At 71.9% G+C, this 20,222-nt stretch carries 15 protein-coding genes; 12 read left to right on the forward strand and 3 right to left on the reverse strand.

Annotated features, from left to right (window positions below; translation table 11 throughout):
• Both ABZ896_RS44770 and ABZ896_RS44775 read left to right on the forward strand, forming a co-directional pair.
• On the forward strand, window positions 1-2,600 hold a 2,600-nt coding region (locus ABZ896_RS44770), incomplete at its 5' end, for a family 2 glycosyl transferase (protein WP_360942358.1).
• Window positions 2,597-4,081, forward strand: coding sequence for a DUF5719 family protein (locus ABZ896_RS44775; protein ID WP_360942361.1), 1,485 nt, complete (start codon window positions 2,597-2,599; stop codon window positions 4,079-4,081). The genes ABZ896_RS44770 and ABZ896_RS44775, both read left to right, overlap by 4 nt.
• A gap of 30 nt (window positions 4,082-4,111) precedes the next feature.
• Here ABZ896_RS44775 and ABZ896_RS44780 read toward each other — a convergent pair whose 3' ends face one another.
• Complete coding sequence (locus tag ABZ896_RS44780; RefSeq protein WP_360942398.1) at window positions 4,112-4,567, reverse strand: metallopeptidase family protein; 456 nt, start codon at window positions 4,565-4,567, stop codon at window positions 4,112-4,114.
• A gap of 286 nt (window positions 4,568-4,853) precedes the next feature.
• On the opposite strand from ABZ896_RS44780, the gene ABZ896_RS44785 reads away from it, so the two are divergent.
• The 7 genes from ABZ896_RS44785 (at window position 4,854) to ABZ896_RS44815 (ending at window position 12,545) form a co-directional block, all read left to right on the forward strand.
• Window positions 4,854-5,297, forward strand: a complete 444-nt coding sequence (locus tag ABZ896_RS44785; protein ID WP_360942364.1) for a DUF3499 domain-containing protein — start codon at window positions 4,854-4,856, stop codon at window positions 5,295-5,297.
• A gap of 136 nt (window positions 5,298-5,433) precedes the next feature.
• Window positions 5,434-7,056, forward strand: a complete 1,623-nt coding sequence (locus ABZ896_RS44790) for an L-lactate permease (RefSeq protein WP_360942367.1) — start codon at window positions 5,434-5,436, stop codon at window positions 7,054-7,056.
• A gap of 140 nt (window positions 7,057-7,196) precedes the next feature.
• Window positions 7,197-8,561, forward strand: a complete 1,365-nt coding sequence (locus tag ABZ896_RS44795; RefSeq protein WP_360942370.1) for a phosphomannomutase/phosphoglucomutase — start codon at window positions 7,197-7,199, stop codon at window positions 8,559-8,561.
• A gap of 122 nt (window positions 8,562-8,683) precedes the next feature.
• Window positions 8,684-8,854 carry a Trm112 family protein gene (locus tag ABZ896_RS44800; RefSeq protein WP_007382472.1) on the forward strand — a complete coding sequence of 57 codons (171 nt, stop codon included), beginning with the start codon at window positions 8,684-8,686 and terminating at the stop codon, window positions 8,852-8,854.
• Between the two features lie 218 nt (window positions 8,855-9,072).
• On the forward strand, window positions 9,073-10,197 hold the full coding sequence (locus ABZ896_RS44805) for an SIS domain-containing protein (RefSeq protein WP_360942375.1): 1,125 nt from the start codon (window positions 9,073-9,075) through the stop codon (window positions 10,195-10,197).
• Window positions 10,198-10,264: 67 nt separating this feature from the next.
• A complete protein-coding gene (gene manA / locus ABZ896_RS44810) occupies window positions 10,265-11,416 on the forward strand; it encodes a mannose-6-phosphate isomerase, class I (RefSeq protein ID WP_360942378.1) in 1,152 nt (383 codons plus the stop codon).
• 145 nt (window positions 11,417-11,561) lie between these two features.
• Window positions 11,562-12,545, forward strand: a complete 984-nt coding sequence (locus ABZ896_RS44815) for a cation diffusion facilitator family transporter (RefSeq protein ID WP_360942381.1) — start codon at window positions 11,562-11,564, stop codon at window positions 12,543-12,545.
• 200 nt (window positions 12,546-12,745) lie between these two features.
• On the opposite strand, the gene ABZ896_RS44820 is transcribed toward ABZ896_RS44815, so the two are convergent.
• Window positions 12,746-14,914 (reverse strand): fructose-specific PTS transporter subunit EIIC, encoded by a 2,169-nt coding sequence (locus ABZ896_RS44820; protein ID WP_360942383.1) that lies wholly within the window; start codon window positions 14,912-14,914, stop codon window positions 12,746-12,748.
• A gap of 455 nt (window positions 14,915-15,369) precedes the next feature.
• Here ABZ896_RS44820 and ahcY point away from each other — a divergent pair, with 455 nt between their 5' ends.
• Window positions 15,370-16,827, forward strand: coding sequence for an adenosylhomocysteinase (ahcY, locus tag ABZ896_RS44825; protein WP_360942386.1), 1,458 nt, complete (start codon window positions 15,370-15,372; stop codon window positions 16,825-16,827).
• A 168-nt stretch (window positions 16,828-16,995) separates the two neighbouring features.
• Window positions 16,996-17,610, forward strand: a complete 615-nt coding sequence (locus ABZ896_RS44830; RefSeq protein WP_360942389.1) for a hypothetical protein — start codon at window positions 16,996-16,998, stop codon at window positions 17,608-17,610.
• A gap of 58 nt (window positions 17,611-17,668) precedes the next feature.
• Here the strand turns inward: ABZ896_RS44830 and ABZ896_RS44835 are convergent, their stop codons facing one another.
• Complete coding sequence (locus tag ABZ896_RS44835; protein ID WP_360942392.1) at window positions 17,669-18,703, reverse strand: RDD family protein; 1,035 nt, start codon at window positions 18,701-18,703, stop codon at window positions 17,669-17,671.
• Window positions 18,704-18,822: 119 nt separating this feature from the next.
• On the opposite strand from ABZ896_RS44835, the gene ABZ896_RS44840 reads away from it, so the two are divergent.
• Window positions 18,823-19,830, forward strand: coding sequence for a stage II sporulation protein M (locus ABZ896_RS44840; RefSeq protein WP_360942395.1), 1,008 nt, complete (start codon window positions 18,823-18,825; stop codon window positions 19,828-19,830).
• Window positions 19,831-20,222: the final 392 nt, after the last annotated feature.

The raw sequence follows: 20,222 nt of genomic DNA on the forward strand, positions 1-20,222 counted from the left end.
AGATCCGCGGTCTGCTCGGCACCCTGCTGCGGCCCGAGCGGATCATCGCCGGGCGCCGCAAACGCGGGGCGTCGGTCGTCGACAAGACCGAGCTCAGGGCGCTGTTCCCGCCGCCCGGCGCGACCGTGCGGGCCACCGTGGAACAGGTCGCGGGCAATCTCTTCGGCGCCTCCGACACCGAGGCCACCGCGGCCGGCCGGCACGGCGGCGGCATCGAGTCCGGACCCGGCGGCGACGACGCCGACTTCCTGGAGATCGAGCAGTTCGCCCGCCTCAAGCGCGTCGCCCGCAACCCCGGCCCGATGCTCTTCCTGGTGCTGCTGCTCGTCTCCCTGGTCGCCTGCCGGGGCCTGCTCGGCGGCGGCGCGCTCGCGGGCGGGGCGCTGCTGCCCGCCCCGGCCGACGCGAGCGAGCTGTGGACGCGCTACCTCGACTCCTGGCACGCGGTGGGCGCGGGCGGCACCCCGTCCGCACCGCCCTACCTGGCGATCATCGCCGCGGTCTCCTCGCTCCTGTTCGGCTCGACCGGCCTCGCGATGACGCTCCTGCTGGTCTGCTCCGTGCCGCTGGCCGGCTTCACCGCCTACTTCGCCTCCCGCCCGCTCGTCGAGTCGCGTCTGCTGCGTGCGTGGGCGGCCGTCGTCTACGCCTTCCTGCCCGCCGCCACCGGCGCCCTCGCGGGCGGCCGCATCGGCACCGCGGTCCTCGCCGTCCTGCTGCCGCTCATCGCCCGTACGGGCATCGTCGCCAGCGGCCTCATGAACCCCGAGGACACCCGCGGCGGTTGGCGCGCCACCTGGGCGTACGCTCTGCTCCTGACGATCACCACCGCGTTCACGCCGATCATCTGGCCGATCGCGCTGGTCCTCGGCCTCGGCGTGCTGGCGCTGCGCCGCACCGACATCACCGCCTACGGCCTGCGCTTCCTGGCCCAGCTCGGCTCCCCCCTGCTGGTCCTCGCGCCCTGGTCGCTGACCCTGCTCCCGTTCGGCTTCTTCCGGCAGGCGGGCCTCGACTACGGCCCCTCGTCCGCGACCGCCCTCGACCTGCTCGGCGCGAGCCCCGGCGGCCCCGGCACGGTCGACGGCCTGATGCTCATCGGCATCGTGCTGGCCGCGCTCGCCGCCCTGCTGCGCTCCGAGCGGCAGTTCGGCATCTGGGCGGCCTGGGCGGTCGCCCTCCTGGGCCTCGTCTTCGCGGTCCTGTCCAACCAGTCGACCTGGGCGGGCCCGGCGACCCTCGTCTACAGCCTGGCCCTGCTGGCCGCCGCCGTCCTCGGCGCGGACGGGGCACGCGCGCGCGTGGCCGAGCAGAGCTTCGGCTGGCGCCAGCCGGTCGCCGCACTCATCGCCTTCGCCTCCGCCGCGGGCCCGCTGCTGGTCGCCGCGGGCTGGATGATCGGCGGCGCCGACGGACCGCTGGAGCGCCGCGACCCCGTCCAGGTGCCCGCGTTCGTCGCCGAGGAGAGCGGCACCCGCGACCAGGCCCGCACCCTCGTCCTCGACAGCGACTCCGCCGCCCGCGTCTCCTACATGCTGGTGCGCGGCTCCGGCGCCCGCCTGGGCGACGCCGAACTCGCCGGCGAGGACGGCGAGAACAGCACGCTCGACAAGGTCGTCGCCAACCTCGTCGCCGGCTCCGGCGCCGACCAGGCCGACGAACTCGGCGGCTTCGCCGTGCGCTACGTCCTCGTCCACAAGGGCGCCCCGCGCGAGGTCACGCGTGTGCTGGACGCCACGCCGGGCCTGTCCCGGCTCAGCCAGCAGGACGGCAGCGGCCTGTGGCGGGTCGACCAGGAGGTCGCCCGCGCGATGATCGTCGCCGCGAACGGCTCGGGCACCCCGACACCCGTGGCCGCCGGACCCGTCGACATCCACACCACCGTCCCCTCCGGCGCCGACGGCCGGATCCTGCGCCTGGCCGACACCGTCGCCGAGGGCTGGACGGCCACCCTCGACGGCAAGCCGCTCACCGCCACCACCGTCGACGGCTGGGCCCAGGGCTTCCAACTGCCGGCCTCCGGCGGGAAGCTGGACGTCACCTACGACGACCCCTTCACCCACACCCTGTGGACGTGGGCCCAGGGCTTCCTCGCCGTCGTCCTCGTCGTGATGGCCCTGCCCGGCCGCCGCCGCGACGTCGACGACGACCTCCCCGAGGAGCCCGGCATCCCGGCCCAGGCCGTGGCGGGCGAGGGCCGCCGCGCCCGCCGCCTGCGCGCCCAGGCCGAGTCCGAGGGGGCCGAGGACACCGGCGAGTTCGACGCCCCGGGCCCCGCGCCAGCGGAGCAGCCGGCCGCCGCCGTACCGCAGCAGCAGTCCTACGGCGAGTGGGACGCCCCGAGCTACGCCGACGCCGAGTACGGCACCTACGCCGGCGACCAGTACCAGGGCGCCGCCCAGCAGTACCAGGCGGGCGGCTACGACCAGCAGCCCTACCAGGCCGACCCCTACCAGGGCGGCCAGTACGACCCGTACGCCTACGGCGGCCAGGGCCAGGAGGCGTACGAGCAGGGGTACGGCGAGCAGTACCAGCAGGGTTACGACCAGACGTACCCCCACGGCTCCGGCAGCGAGCGCCCCGACGGGAGTCAGCAGTGAACCGCACCACCCTGTCCCTCCTCGTGGGCACCGCCGCGCTCGCCGCCGTCACCGGCTTCGCCACGCTCAACCCGCCGGACGCCTCCGGCGCGGGCACCGCCGAGGCGGCCGCCGAACTGCCCGTGGAGCGCACCAGCCTGCTGTGCCCGGTGCCGAGCACCTCCGACATCGCGGACACCGCGTACACCTCCTTCACGCCCGTCACCGAGGGCACCGGCAGCGACGGCAAGGCCGAACTCCAGCCCGCGGACGCGGAGTCGGCGGACGGCAAGACCAGCAAGAAGAAGGCCAAGGCGGTCCTCGAGCCGAAGGAGCCCGGCAAGCCGGCCACCGGTGACGCCTCCGGCGGCGACTCGCCCGCCCTCGTCGGCACCGCCGAGGGGAAGTTCGCGCCCGGCTGGACCGTGCAGGAGACCACCGAGGTCGCCGCGGGCGCGGGCCGCGGCCTGCAGGGCGTCAACTGCACCGCCCCCGACACGGAGTTCTGGTTCCCGGGCGCCAGCACGGCCGCCGACCGCACCGACTACGTACACCTGATCAATCCGGACGACTCCGCCGCCGTCGTCGACATCGAGCTCTACGGCAAGGACGGCGCCCTGGACTCCTCGCTGGGCGAGGGCATCACCGTCAAGCCGCACTCCAGCGACCCGATCCTGCTCTCCACGCTCACCGACCAGCGCGAGGAGAACCTCACCGTCCATGTGAACGTCCGCAGCGGGCGCGTGGGCGCGGCCGTGCAGGCCCTGGACGACAAGCTCGGCGGCGACTGGCTGGCCGCCTCCACCGACCCGTCCGGCAGCCTGGTGCTCCCCGGCATCCCCAAGGACGCCTCCGCGGTGCGCCTGGTCGCCTTCGCGCCCGGCGACGCCGACGCCGACCTGAAGGTCCAACTCTCCACCCCGACCGGCCTGATCACCCCGGCCGGCAACGAGACGCTGCATGTCAAAGGCGGTATGACGACCGCCGTCGACCTCGGCGGTCTCACGCGCGGGGAGGCCGGTTCGCTGGTCCTGACCCCGACCGACGGGTCCACGCCGGTGGTCGCCGCCCTGCGGGTCGTCCGCGGCAAGGACAACGGCCAGGAGTCGGCGTTCATCCCCGCGGTGCGGCCCATCGGCAAGCGCGCCACGGTCGCCGACAACAGCGCCAAGGGCAGCACGCTCTCCCTGACCGCCCTCACCCGCTCCGCCACCGTCAAGGTCACCGCGTCGGCGGGCAGCGGGGGCGGCGAGCCGGCCTCCAAGACCTTCACGATCAAGGCGGGCACCACCGAGAACGTCGCGTTCCCGACCCCGTCCGGCCTCAAGGGCACCTACGCCCTGACGGTCGAGCAGGTCTCGGGCGGCCCGGTCTACGGCGCCCGCACCCTGGCGGCGACGGAGGACGGCGTGCAGGGCTTCACGATCCAGACCCTCCCCGACGACCGCGGCACGGTCGCGGTACCGGAGGCGGACCAGGACCTGTCGGTGCTGCAGAAGTGATCGGCACCGCAGAGGTGGGGGGAGCCCCGCTCAGTCCTCGCCGTCGCCGTAGCGGGGATCCACGGTCTCCGGGGTGAGCCCGAGCAGCTCGGCGACCTGCTCGACGACGACCTCGTGCACCAGCGCCGCCCGTTCGTCGCGCCCCTTGGTGCGGATCTCGACAGGCCGCCGGTAGACGACGACCCGTGCCGGCCGTCCCTCCCGCGAGGGAACCGTCCCGCCGAGCGGTACCGCCTCGTCGTTCCACACCTGCCCCGGTCCGTCCAGCCGGGGCACCTCAAGCACCAGGAAGTCGATGTCGGCGAGCTGCGGCCAGCGCCGCTCCAGGCGCTCCACGGAGTCCTGCACCAGGTCCGCGAACGCCTCGGCACGGCTCGCGGCGAGCGGCACCTGGGGCGGGGCGATCGGGCCGCGCATGCCACGGCCGTGCCGATCACGGCGGCGGGGCCCGGGGCCGGTGGCGCGGGGCGGTACGGGGTTGTCCATCACCGGTGAAGCGTAATCCTCGCCGCGATCCGATGCCCGACCCCACGCTGCGCCCCGGACGGTGTCCGAAACGACGTACGGCCACCTCGTACGGCATGTCGGCAGATGACCATTCCAGCCAAGGTTGGGCTCGATTGTGTATCTCTCCCCGACCGCCGATATCAAGTCAATTGACGTGGTTCGCACCAAGTAATGACCGGTTGCCACGGTGTTCGACTCCTCGAAAACGAGTGTCCGCGCAGGTCATCGCGGTGTGTCGGGTGAGGTGTGTGGGGCGTTTCACAGCATGACACGGTGGGGTGACCTGGGGAAGAGTCGTCGCGGCCCGCTCAAGAGTGCGGTACCGTCCAACGTCGTGAGCCCTGTACGTCGCTGTTCGCGCACCGCTTGCGGCCGCCCCGCCGTCGCGACGCTGACGTACGTCTACGCCGACTCGACCGCGGTCCTCGGCCCGCTCGCCACCTACGCCGAACCCCACTGCTACGACCTGTGCGCCGAGCACTCCGAGCGCCTCACCGCCCCGCGCGGGTGGGAGGTCGTGCGGCTCCTCGACGGCTCGGCCCCTGCCCGGCCCAGTGGGGACGACCTGGAAGCGCTTGCCAACGCCGTGCGCGAGGCGGCCCGTCCGCAGGAGCGCGCCGCCGGGGCCGGTGGCGGTGCCCGCAGGGCCGACCCGATGGAGGTCGCGCGCCGCGGCCATCTGCGGGTGCTGCGTTCTCCCGACAACTGACCTCTCTGTTGTGCGCGTTCGGTGCGCGTTTCGCTCAGTGACGCACGCCCATTGACGCGGGGTTGGCGCGGACACGACCATTCCGTAAGCCGAAGTGAGAAATCGCTTTCCGCATGACGGAATCGGGGAGGCGCCCGTGTACGTCCAGGAACTCGAACCCGTCGCCGACTCACTGGGGCTCTCGGCCCTCGTCGCGGCCCTGCCGCTGGTGATCGTCCTCGTCCTGCTCGGCGGCGTCCGCATGAAGGCCCACCTGGCGGGCCTCACCGGCCTTCTGGCGGCCGCTCTGGTCGCCTGGCTCGCCTACGGCATGCCACTGGGCCAGACGGTCTCCAGCGCCGCCCAGGGGGCCGTCTTCGGCCTCTTCCCCATCCTGTGGATCGTCGTCAACGCCCTGTGGGTGTACCGGATGACCGTCCGCACCCGGCACTTCGACATCCTGCGCCGCTCCTTCGGACGGCTCTCCGACGACCCGCGCATCCAGGCCCTCGTCGTCGCCTTCTGCTTCGGCGCGCTCCTGGAGGCCCTCGCGGGCTTCGGCGCACCGGTCGCGATCTGCTCGGTCATGCTCGTCGCCCTCGGCTTCGACCCGGTGCGCGCGGCGGTCGTCGCCCTCGTCGCCAACACCGCCCCGGTAGCCTTCGGCGCGATGGGCACGCCGGTGGTGACACTCGCTCAGGTCACCGGGCTGCCGCTCGACGACGTGGCCTCCGTGGTGGGTCGTCAAACCCCCTTGCTGGCCCTCGTGGTGCCCCTGGTGCTGGTCTTCCTGGTCGACGGCCGACGCGGGCTGCGCGAGACCTGGGTGCCCGCGCTGGTCTGCGGAATCGCCTTCGCCGTCGCCCAGTTCGCCGCCTCCAACTACGTCTCCGCCCAACTCGCCGACATCGGCGCCGCCTTGGCCGGAGCGGGCGCCCTGGTCGCCGTACCGCACGCGCGCGTGCCGGCCGACGAGTCCGTCCGCGCCGCCGTGCTGACCGGCACGCGCAGCGAGGACCTCGACCTCGACGAGGACGACCCGCGCGGTGAAGTCCTGCGCGCCTACGCCCCGTACGCGCTGATCGTGGCGATCTTCTCGATCGCGCAGATCCCGGCCGTGAAGGACTGGCTGGCGAAGGCGACCCAGACGTACGACTGGCCGTTCCTGAACGTCGTGAACCCGGACGGCGATCCGGTCGGCGGCAACGTCTTCACCTGGCCGGTCGTCTCCACCGGCGGCACCCTGGTGCTGCTCGCGGGCGTCCTCGCGGCGATCGTCCTCGGCGTGCACGCGCGTGTGGCCGTTCGCGAATGGGGCGCGACCGTCCACGAGTTGAGGTTCGCGATCCTGACCGTGACGTCCGTCCTCGCGCTCGCGTACGTCATGAACCTCTCCGGACAGGCGGCGACCATAGGCCACTTCGTCGCCGCCGCGGGCGCCGGGCTCGCCTTTCTCTCGCCGGTCCTCGGCTGGTTCGGGGTGGCCGTCTCCGGCTCGGACACCTCGGCCAACGCGCTGTTCGGGGCGTTGCAGGTGACCGCCGCCCGGGAGTCGGGGCTCTCTCCGGAGCTGCTCGCCGCCGCCAACAGCTCGGGCGGGGTCCTCGGCAAGATGATCTCCCCGCAGAACCTCACCATCGCCTGCGCGGCCGTCGGACTCGCGGGCCGCGAGGGGGACCTGCTGCGCAAGGTGCTGCCCTGGAGCATCGGGCTGCTGCTGGTGATGTGCCTGATCGTGGTCGGACAGAGCTCGCCGGTGCTGGGGTGGATGCTGCCCTGAGGCCTGCGCCCGGGCTCCGGACGGTCTGAGGCACTTCGCCCGCGGTTCCCGGCCGGGCGTCCGCACAGGGCCCGCACAGCCCGCTGTCAGTGGCTACGGGTAGTTTGTGCCGACCGACATAACTTTCAGGAAGGTTGGCCGTGGCCGTTGATCTGTCCCAGCTCGTGAAGGCGTACGACGTGCGCGGAGTCGTCCCGGACCAGTGGGACGAGACGCTGGCCGAGCTCTTCGGCGCCGCCTTCGTGCAGGTGACCGAGGCGAGCGCGATCGTGGTGGGCCACGACATGCGGCCCTCCTCCCCGGGCCTGTCGCGGGCCTTCGCGCGCGGTGCCGCCGCCCGCGGGGTCGACGTCACCGAGATCGGCCTGTGCTCCACGGACCAGCTCTACTACGCCTCCGGTGCCCTGGACCTGCCGGGCGCGATGTTCACGGCCTCGCACAACCCCGCCCAGTACAACGGCATCAAGATGTGCCGCGCGGGTGCCGCCCCGGTCGGTCAGGACACCGGCCTCGCCGAGATCCGCGCCCTGGCCGAGCGGTGGAGCGAGACGGGCGCCCCGGAAGCGGCCGCCGTACCGGGCACGATCACCGCGCGGGACACGCTGAAGGACTACGCGGCCCACCTCCTCTCCCTCGTCGACCTGACCGCGATCCGCCCCCTGAAGGTCGTCGTCGACGCGGGCAACGGCATGGGCGGGCACACCGTCCCGACCGTCTTCGCGGGCCTGCCCCTGGACGTCGTCCCGATGTACTTCGAGCTGGACGGCACCTTCCCGAACCACGAGGCCAACCCCCTCGACCCGGCCAACATCGTCGACCTCCAGAAGCGGGTCCGCGAGGAGGGCGCCGACCTCGGCATCGCCTTCGACGGCGACGCCGACCGCTGCTTCGTCGTCGACGAGCACGGCGACCCGGTGCAGCCGTCCGCGATCACCGCCCTGGTGGCCTCCCGCGAGCTCGCCAGGAACGGCGGCAAGGGCACGATCATCCACAACCTGATCACCTCCTGGTCGGTCCCCGAGGTGGTGCGGGAGAACGGCGGTACACCGGTACGCACGCGCGTGGGCCACTCCTTCATCAAGGCCGAGATGGCGAAGGCCGGCGCGATCTTCGGCGGCGAGCACTCCGCGCACTACTACTTCAAGGACTTCTGGAACGCCGACACGGGCATGCTGGCCGCCCTCCACGTCCTCGCGGCCCTCGGCGGCCAGGACGGCCCCCTGTCGGCCCTCGTCGCCCAGTACGACCGCTACACCGCCTCCGGCGAGATCAACTCCACGGTCGCCGACCAGGCGGGCCGCGTCGCGGCCATCAGGGCGGCCTACGAGAGCCGGCAGGACGTACGGTTCGACGACCTCGACGGCCTCACCGTCACCGCCCCCGACTGGTGGTTCAACGTCCGCCCCTCCAACACGGAGCCGCTGCTGCGCCTGAACGCGGAAGCGAGGGACGAGGCGACGATGACCAAGGTGCGGGACGAAGTGCTGGGGATCATCAGAGGCTGACATCGAGGCCGGTGTCCCAGGGGCCCGGGGCTTTCCCCAGCCCCGGCACCCGGCCCCCACCGGCGGTAACCTGACCAGGCACATCCGCACAGACAGCCGTACCGCCCCCGAAGGGAACCCCCATGCCGCTCGAAGCCGGCCTCCTGGAGATCCTCGCCTGCCCGGCCTGCCACGCGCCCCTCAAGGAGCAGGACACCGAGCTGATCTGCACCGGCCAGGACTGCGGCCTCGCCTACCCGGTCCGCGACGGCATCCCCGTCCTGCTCGTCGACGAGGCCCGCCGCCCCGCGTAACCGCACCGGCCGCCGTACCCGGCCCGGCGCCCGCCCCTGGGCCGCCGTACCGGAAACGGCGCCCCCGCCGCCGTAGGAGACAAGGCCACGGCGGCCCCCCTGCCGTAAGAGCGACCACGACACAGCGACCCCCGGCGTCCCGGAGCCCGCGCACCCGACGACCCGGCGTAGCGACAACCCGGCGTCCCGGAGACCCGGCGATCGGAGGCTGCCGCCCCATGCTCGACGAATCGCTGCTCGACACCCCCGAGGCCCTCTCGGAGGCCGACCGCCGCGGTCTGCTGCGCGGCGCGGCCGAAGCCGGCGCCCGCGTCCGCACCGCGGCCCGGCACGCCGCCGAGGCCGGGGTGAACGACCTGAAGCCCGAGGGCCGCCCCCGCGCCGTCCTCATCGCGGGCCCCGGCGCCGCCGCCACCTCCGTCGCAGACCTCCTCGGCACGCTCGCCGGCGCCGGCAGCCCGGTCACCCGGCTCACCCCTGCCGGTGTCGCGCCCGCCGCCGGCGCCCTGCGCTGGGAGCTGCCGGGCTGGGCGGGCTCCGTCGACCTGCTCCTGATCGCCACCCCCGACGGCACCGAACCGGGCCTGTCCCTCCTCGCCGACCAGGCCTACCGACGCGGCTGCACGGTCGCCGCCGTCGCCCCGGCCGACACCCCGCTCAGCGCCGCGGTGGAGGGCGCCCACGGCCTCTTCGTGCCCATGGCGACCGCCCCGTACGAGCAGGACGCGCCCGTGGCCTCCGCCCCCGGTGTGCTGTGGGCGCTGCTCACCCCGCTCCTCGCGCTCCTGGACCGGACCGGCTTGCTCGCCGCCCCGCCGGACGCGCTGGAGAAGATCGCCGACCGCCTCGACCACATCGCCGAGCGCTGCGGCCCCGCCATCGCGACCTACAGCAACCCCGCCAAGACCCTGGCCGCCGAACTCGCCGACGCGCTCCCGGTGATCTGGACCGAGGGCACCTCGGCGGGCCCCGCGGGCCGTCGCTTCGCCGCCGCCCTGGCCGAGCTGGCGGGGCGACCCGCGCTGGTCTCCGAACTGCCCGAGGCGCTCGCCGCGCACAGCACCCTGCTGGCCGGACCGCTCGCCGCCAGCGCCGACCCCGACGACTTCTTCCGCGACCGCGTGGAGGAGCCGCCCGCGCTGCACGCGCGCGTAGTGCTTCTTCGGGACCGCCCGATCGGCGGTCTGAGCGCCGCCCCCGCCGCCCGTGACCTGGCCCTGAGCCACGACACGCCGATCAGCGAGCTGGAACCGGAGGCCGGCGGCGAGATCGAGACCCTCGCGGAACTGATCGCCGTCACCGATTTCGCCGCCGTCTACCTGGCGCTCGCCTCGGGGGCCTGACCTTGCCCGGGACGCCCTGACCACCCCGGACAGGGCGTCTTGATCGCCGTACGACAGAAAGAACCCGATGGACCGCCTCGACAACACCATCCGCCCCTACGCCTGGGGTTCCCCCACCGCCATCCCCGAACTCCTCGGTGTCGAACCGACCGGTGAACCGCAGGCGGAGATGTGGATGGGCGCCCACCCCGGCGCCCCCTCGCGCACCGGCCGGGGCACGCTCGTCGAGGTCATCGACGCGGACCCCGCGCGCGAGCTGGGCGAGGCGGCCGTCGCCAAGTTCGGCCCCCGGCTGCCCTTCCTGCTGAAGATCCTCGCCGCGGGCGCCCCGCTCTCCCTCCAGGTGCACCCGAATCTGGCCCAGGCGAAGGAGGGTTACGAGGACGAGGAGCGCCGGGGCATCCCCGTGGACGCGGGCCACCGCAACTACAAGGACGCCAACCACAAGCCCGAACTGATCTGCGCGCTCACCGAGTTCGACGGCCTCTGCGGCTTCCGTGAGCCCGCGCGCGCGGCCGAGCTGCTGGACGCGCTCGGCGTCGACTCCCTCAAGCCGTACGTCGACCTCCTGCACGCCCGCCCCGAGGAGGCGGCGCTGCGCGAGGTCCTGACGGCCGTACTGACCGCCGACCGCGAGGAGATGGCCCGTACGGTCACCGAGGCCGCGGCCGCCTGTGCCCGCCTCGGCGGCGACCACGCGCCCTACGCCGACATCGCCCACCACTACCCGGGCGACCCCGGCGTCATCGCCGCGATGCTCCTGAACCACGTCCGGCTCCAGCCCGGCGAGGCCCTGTTCCTCGGCGCCGGCATCCCGCACGCCTACCTGAACGGCCTCGGCGTCGAGATCATGGCCAACTCCGACAACGTCCTGCGCTGCGGCCTGACCCCCAAGCACGTCGACGTCCCCGAACTCCTGCGCATCGTCCGCTTCGAGGCCGCCGACCCGGGCGTGCTGCGCCCCGAGGCGTCCCCCGACGGCGAGGAGGTCTACGAGACCCCCATCGACGAGTTCCGGCTGTCCCGGTACGTCCTTCCCGAGGGCGCCGCCGTCCACGACCTCACCCGGGCCACCCCGCAGATCCTGCTCTGCACGGCAGGTTCCGTGCGGACCGGGGAACACGACCTGGGCCCCGGTCAGTCGGTCTTCGTCCCGGCGGGGGAGAAGGCCGAGGTGTCCGGCACGGGCACGGTCTTCCGGGCCACGGTCGTCGTGTGACCGGGTCTTGGTGATCGTATGACCGGGCCTGTGGACGGCTGAGACGCCCGCGCCGGGTGAGGCTGCAAGAATGGCCCACCGGCAAAGGACGGGCAAAGGCCTGGACGGCGTAGAGGCACTTGAAGCGAAGGGACAACGCGAGCAGATGAGCGCGTCAGGCGGAACCAAGGCGATCGTGGCGGCACTCGGCGCCAACCTCGCGATCGCGGCATCGAAGTTCGTGGCGTTCGCGTTCAGCGGCTCGTCCTCGATGCTCGCCGAGGGCGTGCACTCGCTCGCGGACTCCGGCAACCAGGCCCTGCTGCTCCTCGGCGGCAAGAAGGCCCAGCGCGAGGCCACCCCGCAGCACCCCTTCGGATACGGCCGCGAGCGCTACATCTACGCCTTCCTCGTCTCCATCGTCCTCTTCTCGGTCGGCGGCATGTTCGCCGTCTACGAGGGCTACGAGAAGATCAAGCACCCGCACGAGATCGAGCACTGGTACTGGCCGGTGGGCGTCCTCGTCTTCGCCATCATCGCCGAGGGCTTCTCCTTCCGGACCGCCATCAAGGAGTCCAACCCGCTGCGCGGCGACCTCTCCTGGAAGGAGTTCGTCCGCCGCGCCAAGGCACCCGAACTCCCGGTCGTCCTCCTGGAGGACTTCGGCGCCCTCGTCGGCCTGATCCTCGCCCTCGGCGGCGTCGGCCTGGCGCTGCTCACCGGCGACGGCGTCTGGGACGGCATCGGCACCCTCTGCATCGGCATCCTGCTCATCCTGATCGCGCTCGTCCTGGCCGCGGAGACCAAGTCGCTGCTGCTCGGCGAGGCCGCGGGCGCCGAGGAGACCAGGAAGATCGAGAAGGCGATCGTCGACGGCGCCACCGTCACCGGCATCATCCACATGCGCACGCTCCACCTCGGCCCCGAGGAGCTGCTCGTCGCCGCCAAGATCGCCGTCCAGCACGACGACACGGCGGGCGAGGTGGCCTCCGCCATCAACGCCGCCGAGGCGCGCATCCGCGAGGCCGTCCCGATCGCCCGCGTCATCTACCTCGAACCGGACATCTACAGCGAGCGGGAGGCCGCCAAGGGCGCGGACCGCGAGGCGACGCCCGGCGGCCCGGCCCAGCAGCCCGCTCCGGGGCACTGAGGGCCTGCGGCTGTACGACGACGGGGCCCACCGAGTGCTTTCGGCGGGCCCCGTCGGTGTGTGCCGTGGCGGTGCCGGGTGGGGGGTGTTACGGCGGTGCCGGGTGGGCGTGTGCCGCGGCGGTGCTGGGTGGACGTGTGCTGTGGCGATGCTGTGTGGGGTGTGCCTCGGCGGTGCTGTGTGGCCGTGTGCCGGAGGGGCTACTCGATCTCGCCCAGCACCGCGAGGACCGTGCTCTCGTCCGGCGCGGCGGTGAGCCGGTCCCGGAAACCGGGGTCCATCAGCTTCCGCGACAACAGCGCCAGGATCCGCAGGTGTTCGTCGCCCGCGGCGGCCTCCGGCACGGAGATCATGAAGACCAGCTTGGCCTTCGTGCCGTCCATCGAGCCCCAGTCGACGCCCTCCGCGGACCGCGCGAACCCGACCACGGGCGCGGTCACCGCATCCGTCTTGGCATGCGGAATCGCGATCTCCTCCCCGAGCCCGGTGGTCCCCTGCGCCTCCCGCCGCAACGCGGTCGCCACCAGTTCGTCCACGTCCGTCACCTTGCCGGTCCGGGCGAGGAGTTCGGCCATCTCCCGGATGGCGGCCTCCTTGTCACGGGAGGCCAGATCGACCTTGACGGTCCGCGCGGTGAGATAGCCGGAGAGGACCGCGCCGTTCGACACGGCGTCGGCGTGGGCAGCGGGGTGAGTGTGGGTGTCGACCACGACGTCCGGTTCCGTGCTGGCGCCAGGCCCGCTGCTCTTGGCGGTGTCCGTGTGCGGACCGGTGCCGACAGCTTGCGTGCTTGCCGTAGCGGTCGTCGTGGAAGCGCTCGCCGCCCCGACCTGCTGCCCCGCGCGGGCCCCTGCCCCACCGGCGCCCACTCCGACGAGTACCGGCTCGGGGCCGCCCGCCTCGACGTCGGCCGCCGGTGCGCCCCCGCGCCTCCGCTCGGTGATGTCGACTAGCGTGACCGTCGTCAGCGCCGTGGCCACCGTGCCGATCACCACCGCCACGAAGAACATCGGCACCCCGCTCACCGCGCCCAGCACCGCCACGATCGGCCCGCCGTGCGGCACCGCGTCCTCGACCCCGGCGACGCCCGCGACCGCACCGGCCACCGCGCCGCCGAGCATGTTGGCCGGAATGACCTGCGCCGGCCGCGCCGCCGCGAACGGGATCGCGCCCTCGGAGATGCCGAAGCAGCCCATGAAGAGCGCGGCGAGCCCGGTCTCCCGCTCCTGCTCGGTGTACAGCCGCTTCCGTATCAGCGTCGCCAGCCCCTGCCCCAGCGGCATGACCGGGATCGCGGCCGCGCACATCCCCATGACCGCCTGGTTGCCGGTCGCGATCAGCCCCGCGCCGAACAGGAACGCCGTCTTGTTGACCGGCCCGCCCATGTCGAACGCGATCATGAGCCCCAGAATCGCCCCCAGCAGGATCGCGCTCGTCCCGGTCATCCCGTTGAGCCAGCTGGTGAGGTGCTCGAACACCCAGGAGATCGGCTTCCCGATGACGTAGATGAAGAACAGCCCGAGCGCCGTGGTCGCCACGATCGGGATCACGATGATCGGCATGATCGGTTGCGCGAACTTCGGGACCTTGACCTTCTTGATCCACAGCACCAGATACCCGGCGAGGAACCCGGTCACGATCGCCCCGATGAACCCGGCCCCCGCCTTCGAGTCGTACAACGACCCGGTGTTCGCGATCCAGCCACCGATCATCCCGGGGACCAGGGCGGGGCGGTCTCCGATGGCGTAGGCGATGTATCCGGACAGGATCGGCACCATCAGCGTGAAGCCGATGACGCCGATGTTGTTGACGTCCATCCAGAAGGAGTCCTTCGGGATGACCAGACCCCCGGACGGGTCGGTGTGCCCGCCGAGCGAGAGCGAGATCGCGATCAGCAGCCCGCCGACCACCACGAACGGGATCATGTAACTGACCCCGTTCATCAGCGCCTTGTACGTGACGCTCCGCTCCTTGCCGCCGACGGCCGTGGGGGAGGCCGCACCGGGCTCGTGCACCGGCGCCGACCCGACCTGCTCGATCAGCCGCTCGGGGTGGTGGATGCCCTCGGCCACCCCGACCTTCAGCACCCGCTTGCCCACGAACCGGCTCAGGTCCACGTCCTTGTCCGCGGCGACGATGATCCCGTCCGCGGCGCTGACATCGTTGTCGTCGAGGACGTTCTCGGCCCCGATGGAACCCTGCGTCTCCACCTTCATGTCGATGCCGCGGCTCTCGGCGGCCTGCGCGAGCTTCTCCGCGGCCATGTACGTGTGGGCGATACCGGTCGGGCACGCGGTCACGGCGAGCAGCTTCAACCGCCGCTCGTCGCTGCCGCCGCCCGTGGGGGGAGGTCCGGCCGGACTGGTCACGTCGATCTCCTAACGCCTTTGTCACACGGGAACGCCGTCCCGGACGCCCCGCAAGATCGATCAGAGGTTCCGATCGCTGTGCATCCTCCACCACCTGCCCAGGCCGCCCAAGGACAAAAGCCCCTCGATGACCTGGACCGTTGCCGCCCGCCTGCCGGGCCCGGGAAACCGACCGCACCCCGGCGGTGTTCCCGACATCACGCTGTGATCGGCTTGATGTATTCGGAGACGGACTGGGGCGGCCCGGCCGACCGGTGTAGCTTGGGACGGAGCCAGACGTCGCTGCTGATGGCGGTCGGGCGGTCCCGACGCGGACCGACCGAGGGAGAGAGGGCCTCCGACGGACTGCGCTGCGCGCACCGGGCATGCCTGTGTCCTCTTCGGGCACCCCTGTGTCCGCCGCCGCGCAGACCAGCCGTAACCACCCTCGACCCAATCCCGAGGAGCAGCTCTCAATGACGACTGTCGACAACCGACAGGACTTCAAGGTCGCCGATCTCTCCCTGGCCGAGTTCGGCCGCAAGGAGATCACCCTCGCCGAGCACGAGATGCCCGGCCTGATGGCGATCCGCAAGGAGTTCGCCGCCACCCAGCCGCTGGCCGGCGCCCGGATCATGGGCTCGCTGCACATGACCGTGCAGACCGCGGTCCTGATCGAGACCCTGGTCGCCCTGGGCGCCGAGGTCCGCTGGGTGTCCTGCAACATCTTCTCCACCCAGGACCACGCCGCCGCCGCCGTCGCGGTCGGCCCGAACGGCACGGTGGACAATCCCCAGGGCATCCCGGTCTTCGCCTGGAAGGGCGAGACCCTGGAGGAGTACTGGTGGTGCACGGAGCAGGCGCTGACCTGGCCGAACACCCCCACCGGCGGCCCGAACATGATCCTCGACGACGGTGGTGACGCCACCCTCCTCGTCCACAAGGGCGTCGAGTACGAGAAGGCCGGCAAGGTCCCCTCCGTCGACACCGCCGAGAACGACGAGCACCGCGTCATCCTCGAACTCCTCAACCGCACCATCACCGACGGCTCCCAGAAGTGGACCCAGCTCGCCTCGGAGATCCGCGGTGTGACCGAGGAGACCACGACCGGCGTCCACCGCCTGTACGAGATGCAGCGCGACGGCCAGCTGCTCTTCCCGGCGATCAACGTGAACGACGCCGTGACGAAGTCGAAGTTCGACAACAAGTACGGCTGCCGCCACTCCCTGATCGACGGCATCAACCGCGCCACCGACGTCCTCATCGGCGGCAAGACCGCGGTCGTCTGCGGCTACGGCGACGTGGGCAAGGGCTGCGCGGAGTCCCTGCGCGGCCAGGGCGCCCGCGTGATCGTCACCGAGATCGACCCGATCTGCGCCCTGCAGGCGGCGATGGACGGCTACCAGGTCACGACCCTCGACGAGGTCATCGACAAGGCCGACATCTTCATCACCACGACCGGCAACAAGGACATCATCATGGCCTCGGACATGGCCAAGATGAAGCACCAGGCGATCGTCGGCAACATCGGCCACTTCGACAACGAGATCGACATGGCCGGCCTCGCCAAGATCCCCGGCATCGTCAAGGACGAGGTCAAGCCGCAGGTCCACACCTGGAAGTTCCCCGACGGCAAGGTCCTGATCGTCCTCTCCGAGGGCCGCCTGCTGAACCTGGGCAACGCGACCGGCCACCCGTCCTTCGTGATGTCCAACTCGTTCGCGGACCAGACGCTGGCCCAGATCGAGCTGTTCACCAAGCAGTCCGAGTACCCGATCGGCGTCTACACGCTGCCCAAGCACCTCGACGAGAAGGTCGCCCGCCTTCACCTCGACGCGCTCGGCGTGAAGCTGACCCAGCTGCGCCCCGAGCAGGCGGCGTACATCGGCGTCGAGGTCGACGGCCCGTACAAGCCGGACCACTACCGCTACTGAGCCGTCCGGCACAGCTGTCGTTCATGGCTCGGCAGTAGTTCCTCCGAGGCAGGCCCCCGCACCCCCGTGCCGGGGGCCTGCCCCTTTGGTCCATGCGGCCGCCCTCGCGGACGGAACAGCCCGTCCGCCCACCGCGGCCCGATCAGCCCGTCAAGACCCAGGACCCCGATGCCCCGCGGCCGTTATTCGCTCCACGATCCGCACGATCACACCCCCCTCGCCGAAGAACACTTCCAGTGCGCCCCCGGCCCGTCCGGCTGGCGCTACGTCTCCCAACTAACCACCCCCGCGGGCGATCACAGCGGCTCGGTCGACCTCACGCTCGACGAACTCGGCCGCCCCATCCGCCTCGAACTGCACGCCGCGAGCTGGCAGGTGCGCGGTGCCGCGCTCGACGGTGTCACCTGGGTCCGCACGGACCCCACCGGGACCCACGCCACGGAAGGCAATGTCCCCGCCCACGCCTTCACCGGCACGTCCCCCGCGTTCCTCGTCGCCACCACCCGTCTCCTGCGCCTCACCCCCTCCGCCTCCGCAACCCGCGTACGCCTCGTCGCCCTCACGGATCCCGTCCTCGCCCCGCGCACCGTGGACCAGTCCTGGACCTTGGTGAACAGAGAAGCACACGCCACTGACAACGGCCCTCTGACCGTGGAGGAATACCAGGTCACAGCCCTGGACACGGGGGAGCAGCACACCGTGCACATCGCCGGGGACGTGGTCCTCGCGGCACCGGGCATCGAGCTCGAGGACCTCGAATCCCCGCCGTCGACGTTCGCCTGAATCGCGGTTCGGCGGGGGACGCGGACCCACGGCAGCCGGTCCGGCCGCCGAGGCGGGGTCAGGCCGGCGGTACGAAGCCGGAAGAGGGGCGGCTCTCCGGGGGCACGGTGGGGCGGGCGCTCTCGCCGGCGTCCTCGGGCCGTGCACGCTCGACCGGCGCACCGGTGCCTCCCACGACCGGGGCGGCCTCGGCGCCGTAGGGGAGAGGCGGTTGCGGGAGAGGAGCAGGCGGGCTCGCCGGGTACCCGAAACCGCCGGGTCCGCCGACCGTGGGCGCCCCTCCTGCGCCCGGCGCAGCTCCGAACCCCGGGACCCCCGCGGCAGCGGGCGCGGACTCCGCCGTAGCGCCGCCGAACGACCGCCGGACCTCGCGCGCCTGCCGTTCCTGCACCACCGCCGCCAGATACGCGGCCGGCGGCACGTCCCGCGGAGCCGGAGCCCCCGTACGAGCCGCGAGATCGGCGGCGAGCCGCTCGGCCATGGCCCAGCCGACCTGCTGGTCCAGCTGATGCATACGGGTCAGGTACTGACGGATGGCGAGCCACAGCCCGTCGGGAACCGCCGACAGATCGAGCCCCGAGAACCGCCCGGCGAGCCAGGGCGGCGGCGGAGGCATGAACCCGGTCCGCGCGACGGGAATCCGCTCCCGTACGACCAGGGTCCCGGCGAACACGTCACCGAGCCGACGCCCACGCGCCGAGACGAGCGAGGCGATACAGGCGATCACCCCGAACGTCATCACGATCTCGACCATGCCCAGCGCACCCCGCACCAGCGCATGCCGGAACCGGATCGGCCCGCCGTCGTCCCTCACCACCCGCAGCCCGCACGCCAGCTTTCCGAGCGAGCGCCCATGGCTGAGCGTCTCGACGGCGATCGGCCCACCCACCAGCACAAGAAGGAACGCCGCGATCGAGATGGCCACCTGAGCCGCGTCATCGAGGGACGCCGAAGCGGCCACCAACGCGATGGTCACCGCGATGTACACCGCCATGGCCACGATCAGGTCGATCAGCACGGCCAAAGCCCTGCTGGGCAGCCTCGCAGGGCGCAGCTCAAGAGCCACCGCCTCGCCCGTCACCAGCTCACTCACGCCCGCCGTCCTTCCCCTGACCTGCCTCGCCGACCGCCAGTCTGCCAAGCTGAGGGCACATCGCGCCGCAGTACGACAAGCTGACACTCACTACGGACCGCCGAGGAGCAGGCAGACCGATGGACCTCGACGTCTTCGTCACCGCCCACCGAGCCGAGTGGGACCGCCTCGACGCCCTGCTCCGGCGCCAGCGCCGCCTCAACGGCGCCGAGACCGACGAACTCGTCGCCCTGTACCAACGGACCGCCACCCACCTGTCCCTGATCCAGTCCAGCGCGCCCGATCCCCAGCTGACCGGCCGGCTCAGCCAACTCGTGGCACGCGCGCGTAGCGCGGTCACAGGCACCCGCCGCGCCTCCTGGCGCGACGTCACCCGCTTCCTCGCGTACGGCTTCCCGGCCGCGGTCTACCGGTCACGCCGCTGGTGGGTGCCCACGGCGCTCATATCCACCGCCGTGGGCGCACTCCTGGGCTGGTGGATCGGCACCCACCCCGACGTGCAGTCGTCCATCGCGGCCCCCAGCGAGCTGCGCGAGCTCACCCGTCCCGGTGGCCAGTACGAGACGTACTACTCCAGCCATCCCGCGGCCTCCTTCGCCGCCCAGGTCTGGACGAACAACGCCCAGGCCGCCGCGATGTGCCTCGTCCTGGGGGTCTTCCTGGGGCTCCCGGTCCTCTGGATCCTCTTCCAGAACATGCTCAACCTCGGCGTCGGCTTCGGCCTGATGTCCTCGGCAGGCCGCCTCGACACCTTCCTGGGCTTGATCCTCCCGCACGGACTGCTCGAACTCACCGCGGTGTTCGTCGCCGCCGGCGCGGGCCTGCGCCTCGGCTGGTCGGTCATCGACCCCGGCCCACGCTCCCGGCGCACCGCCCTCGCCGAGGAGGGCCGAGCCGCCGTCGGCATGGCGATCGGCCTCGCCCTCGTCCTCTTCGTGTCCGGCGCCATCGAAGGCTTCGTCACCCCCTCGGGCCTGCCCACCTGGGCCCGCATCTCCATCGGCGTCGTGGCCGAGCTGGCCTTCCTCGCGTACGTCTTCGTCCTGGGCGGACGTGCGGCGCGTGCCGGCGACACGGGTGACGTGGAGGCGGCCGAACGCAGCGCCACCGTCCCGACCGCTGCCTGATGTGCGGGTGACCGTACTGGACTGCTAGTCTCTTCTTCGCCCCACGGGAGTCGTTGACACGGCTGGTGTGGGGAGGTAGATTCGAACAGTTGCCTGGAGCCGGGTCGATCCCGCTCGGCGACAGTGAGTGTCTGTCAGCTTCTTGAAGTCTCGATTTCGAAGAAGCACCCTCCCGATGAATCGGAAACCAACGGCCGGTCAGTCCGGCCCGAAACTTCTGATAATGTTGGGACCGCCGGAAAGGAAACCGCGAAACAAAAGCGGGAACCTGGAAAGCACCGAGGAAATCGGATCGGAAAAGGATCTGATAGAGTCGGAAACGCAAGACCGAAGGGAAACTGCCCGGAGGAAAGCCCGAGAGGGTGAGTACGAAGGAAGCGTCCGTTCCTTGA

This window comes from Streptomyces sp. NPDC047072 (assembly GCF_040643855.1).
Classification (GTDB): domain Bacteria; phylum Actinomycetota; class Actinomycetes; order Streptomycetales; family Streptomycetaceae; genus Streptomyces.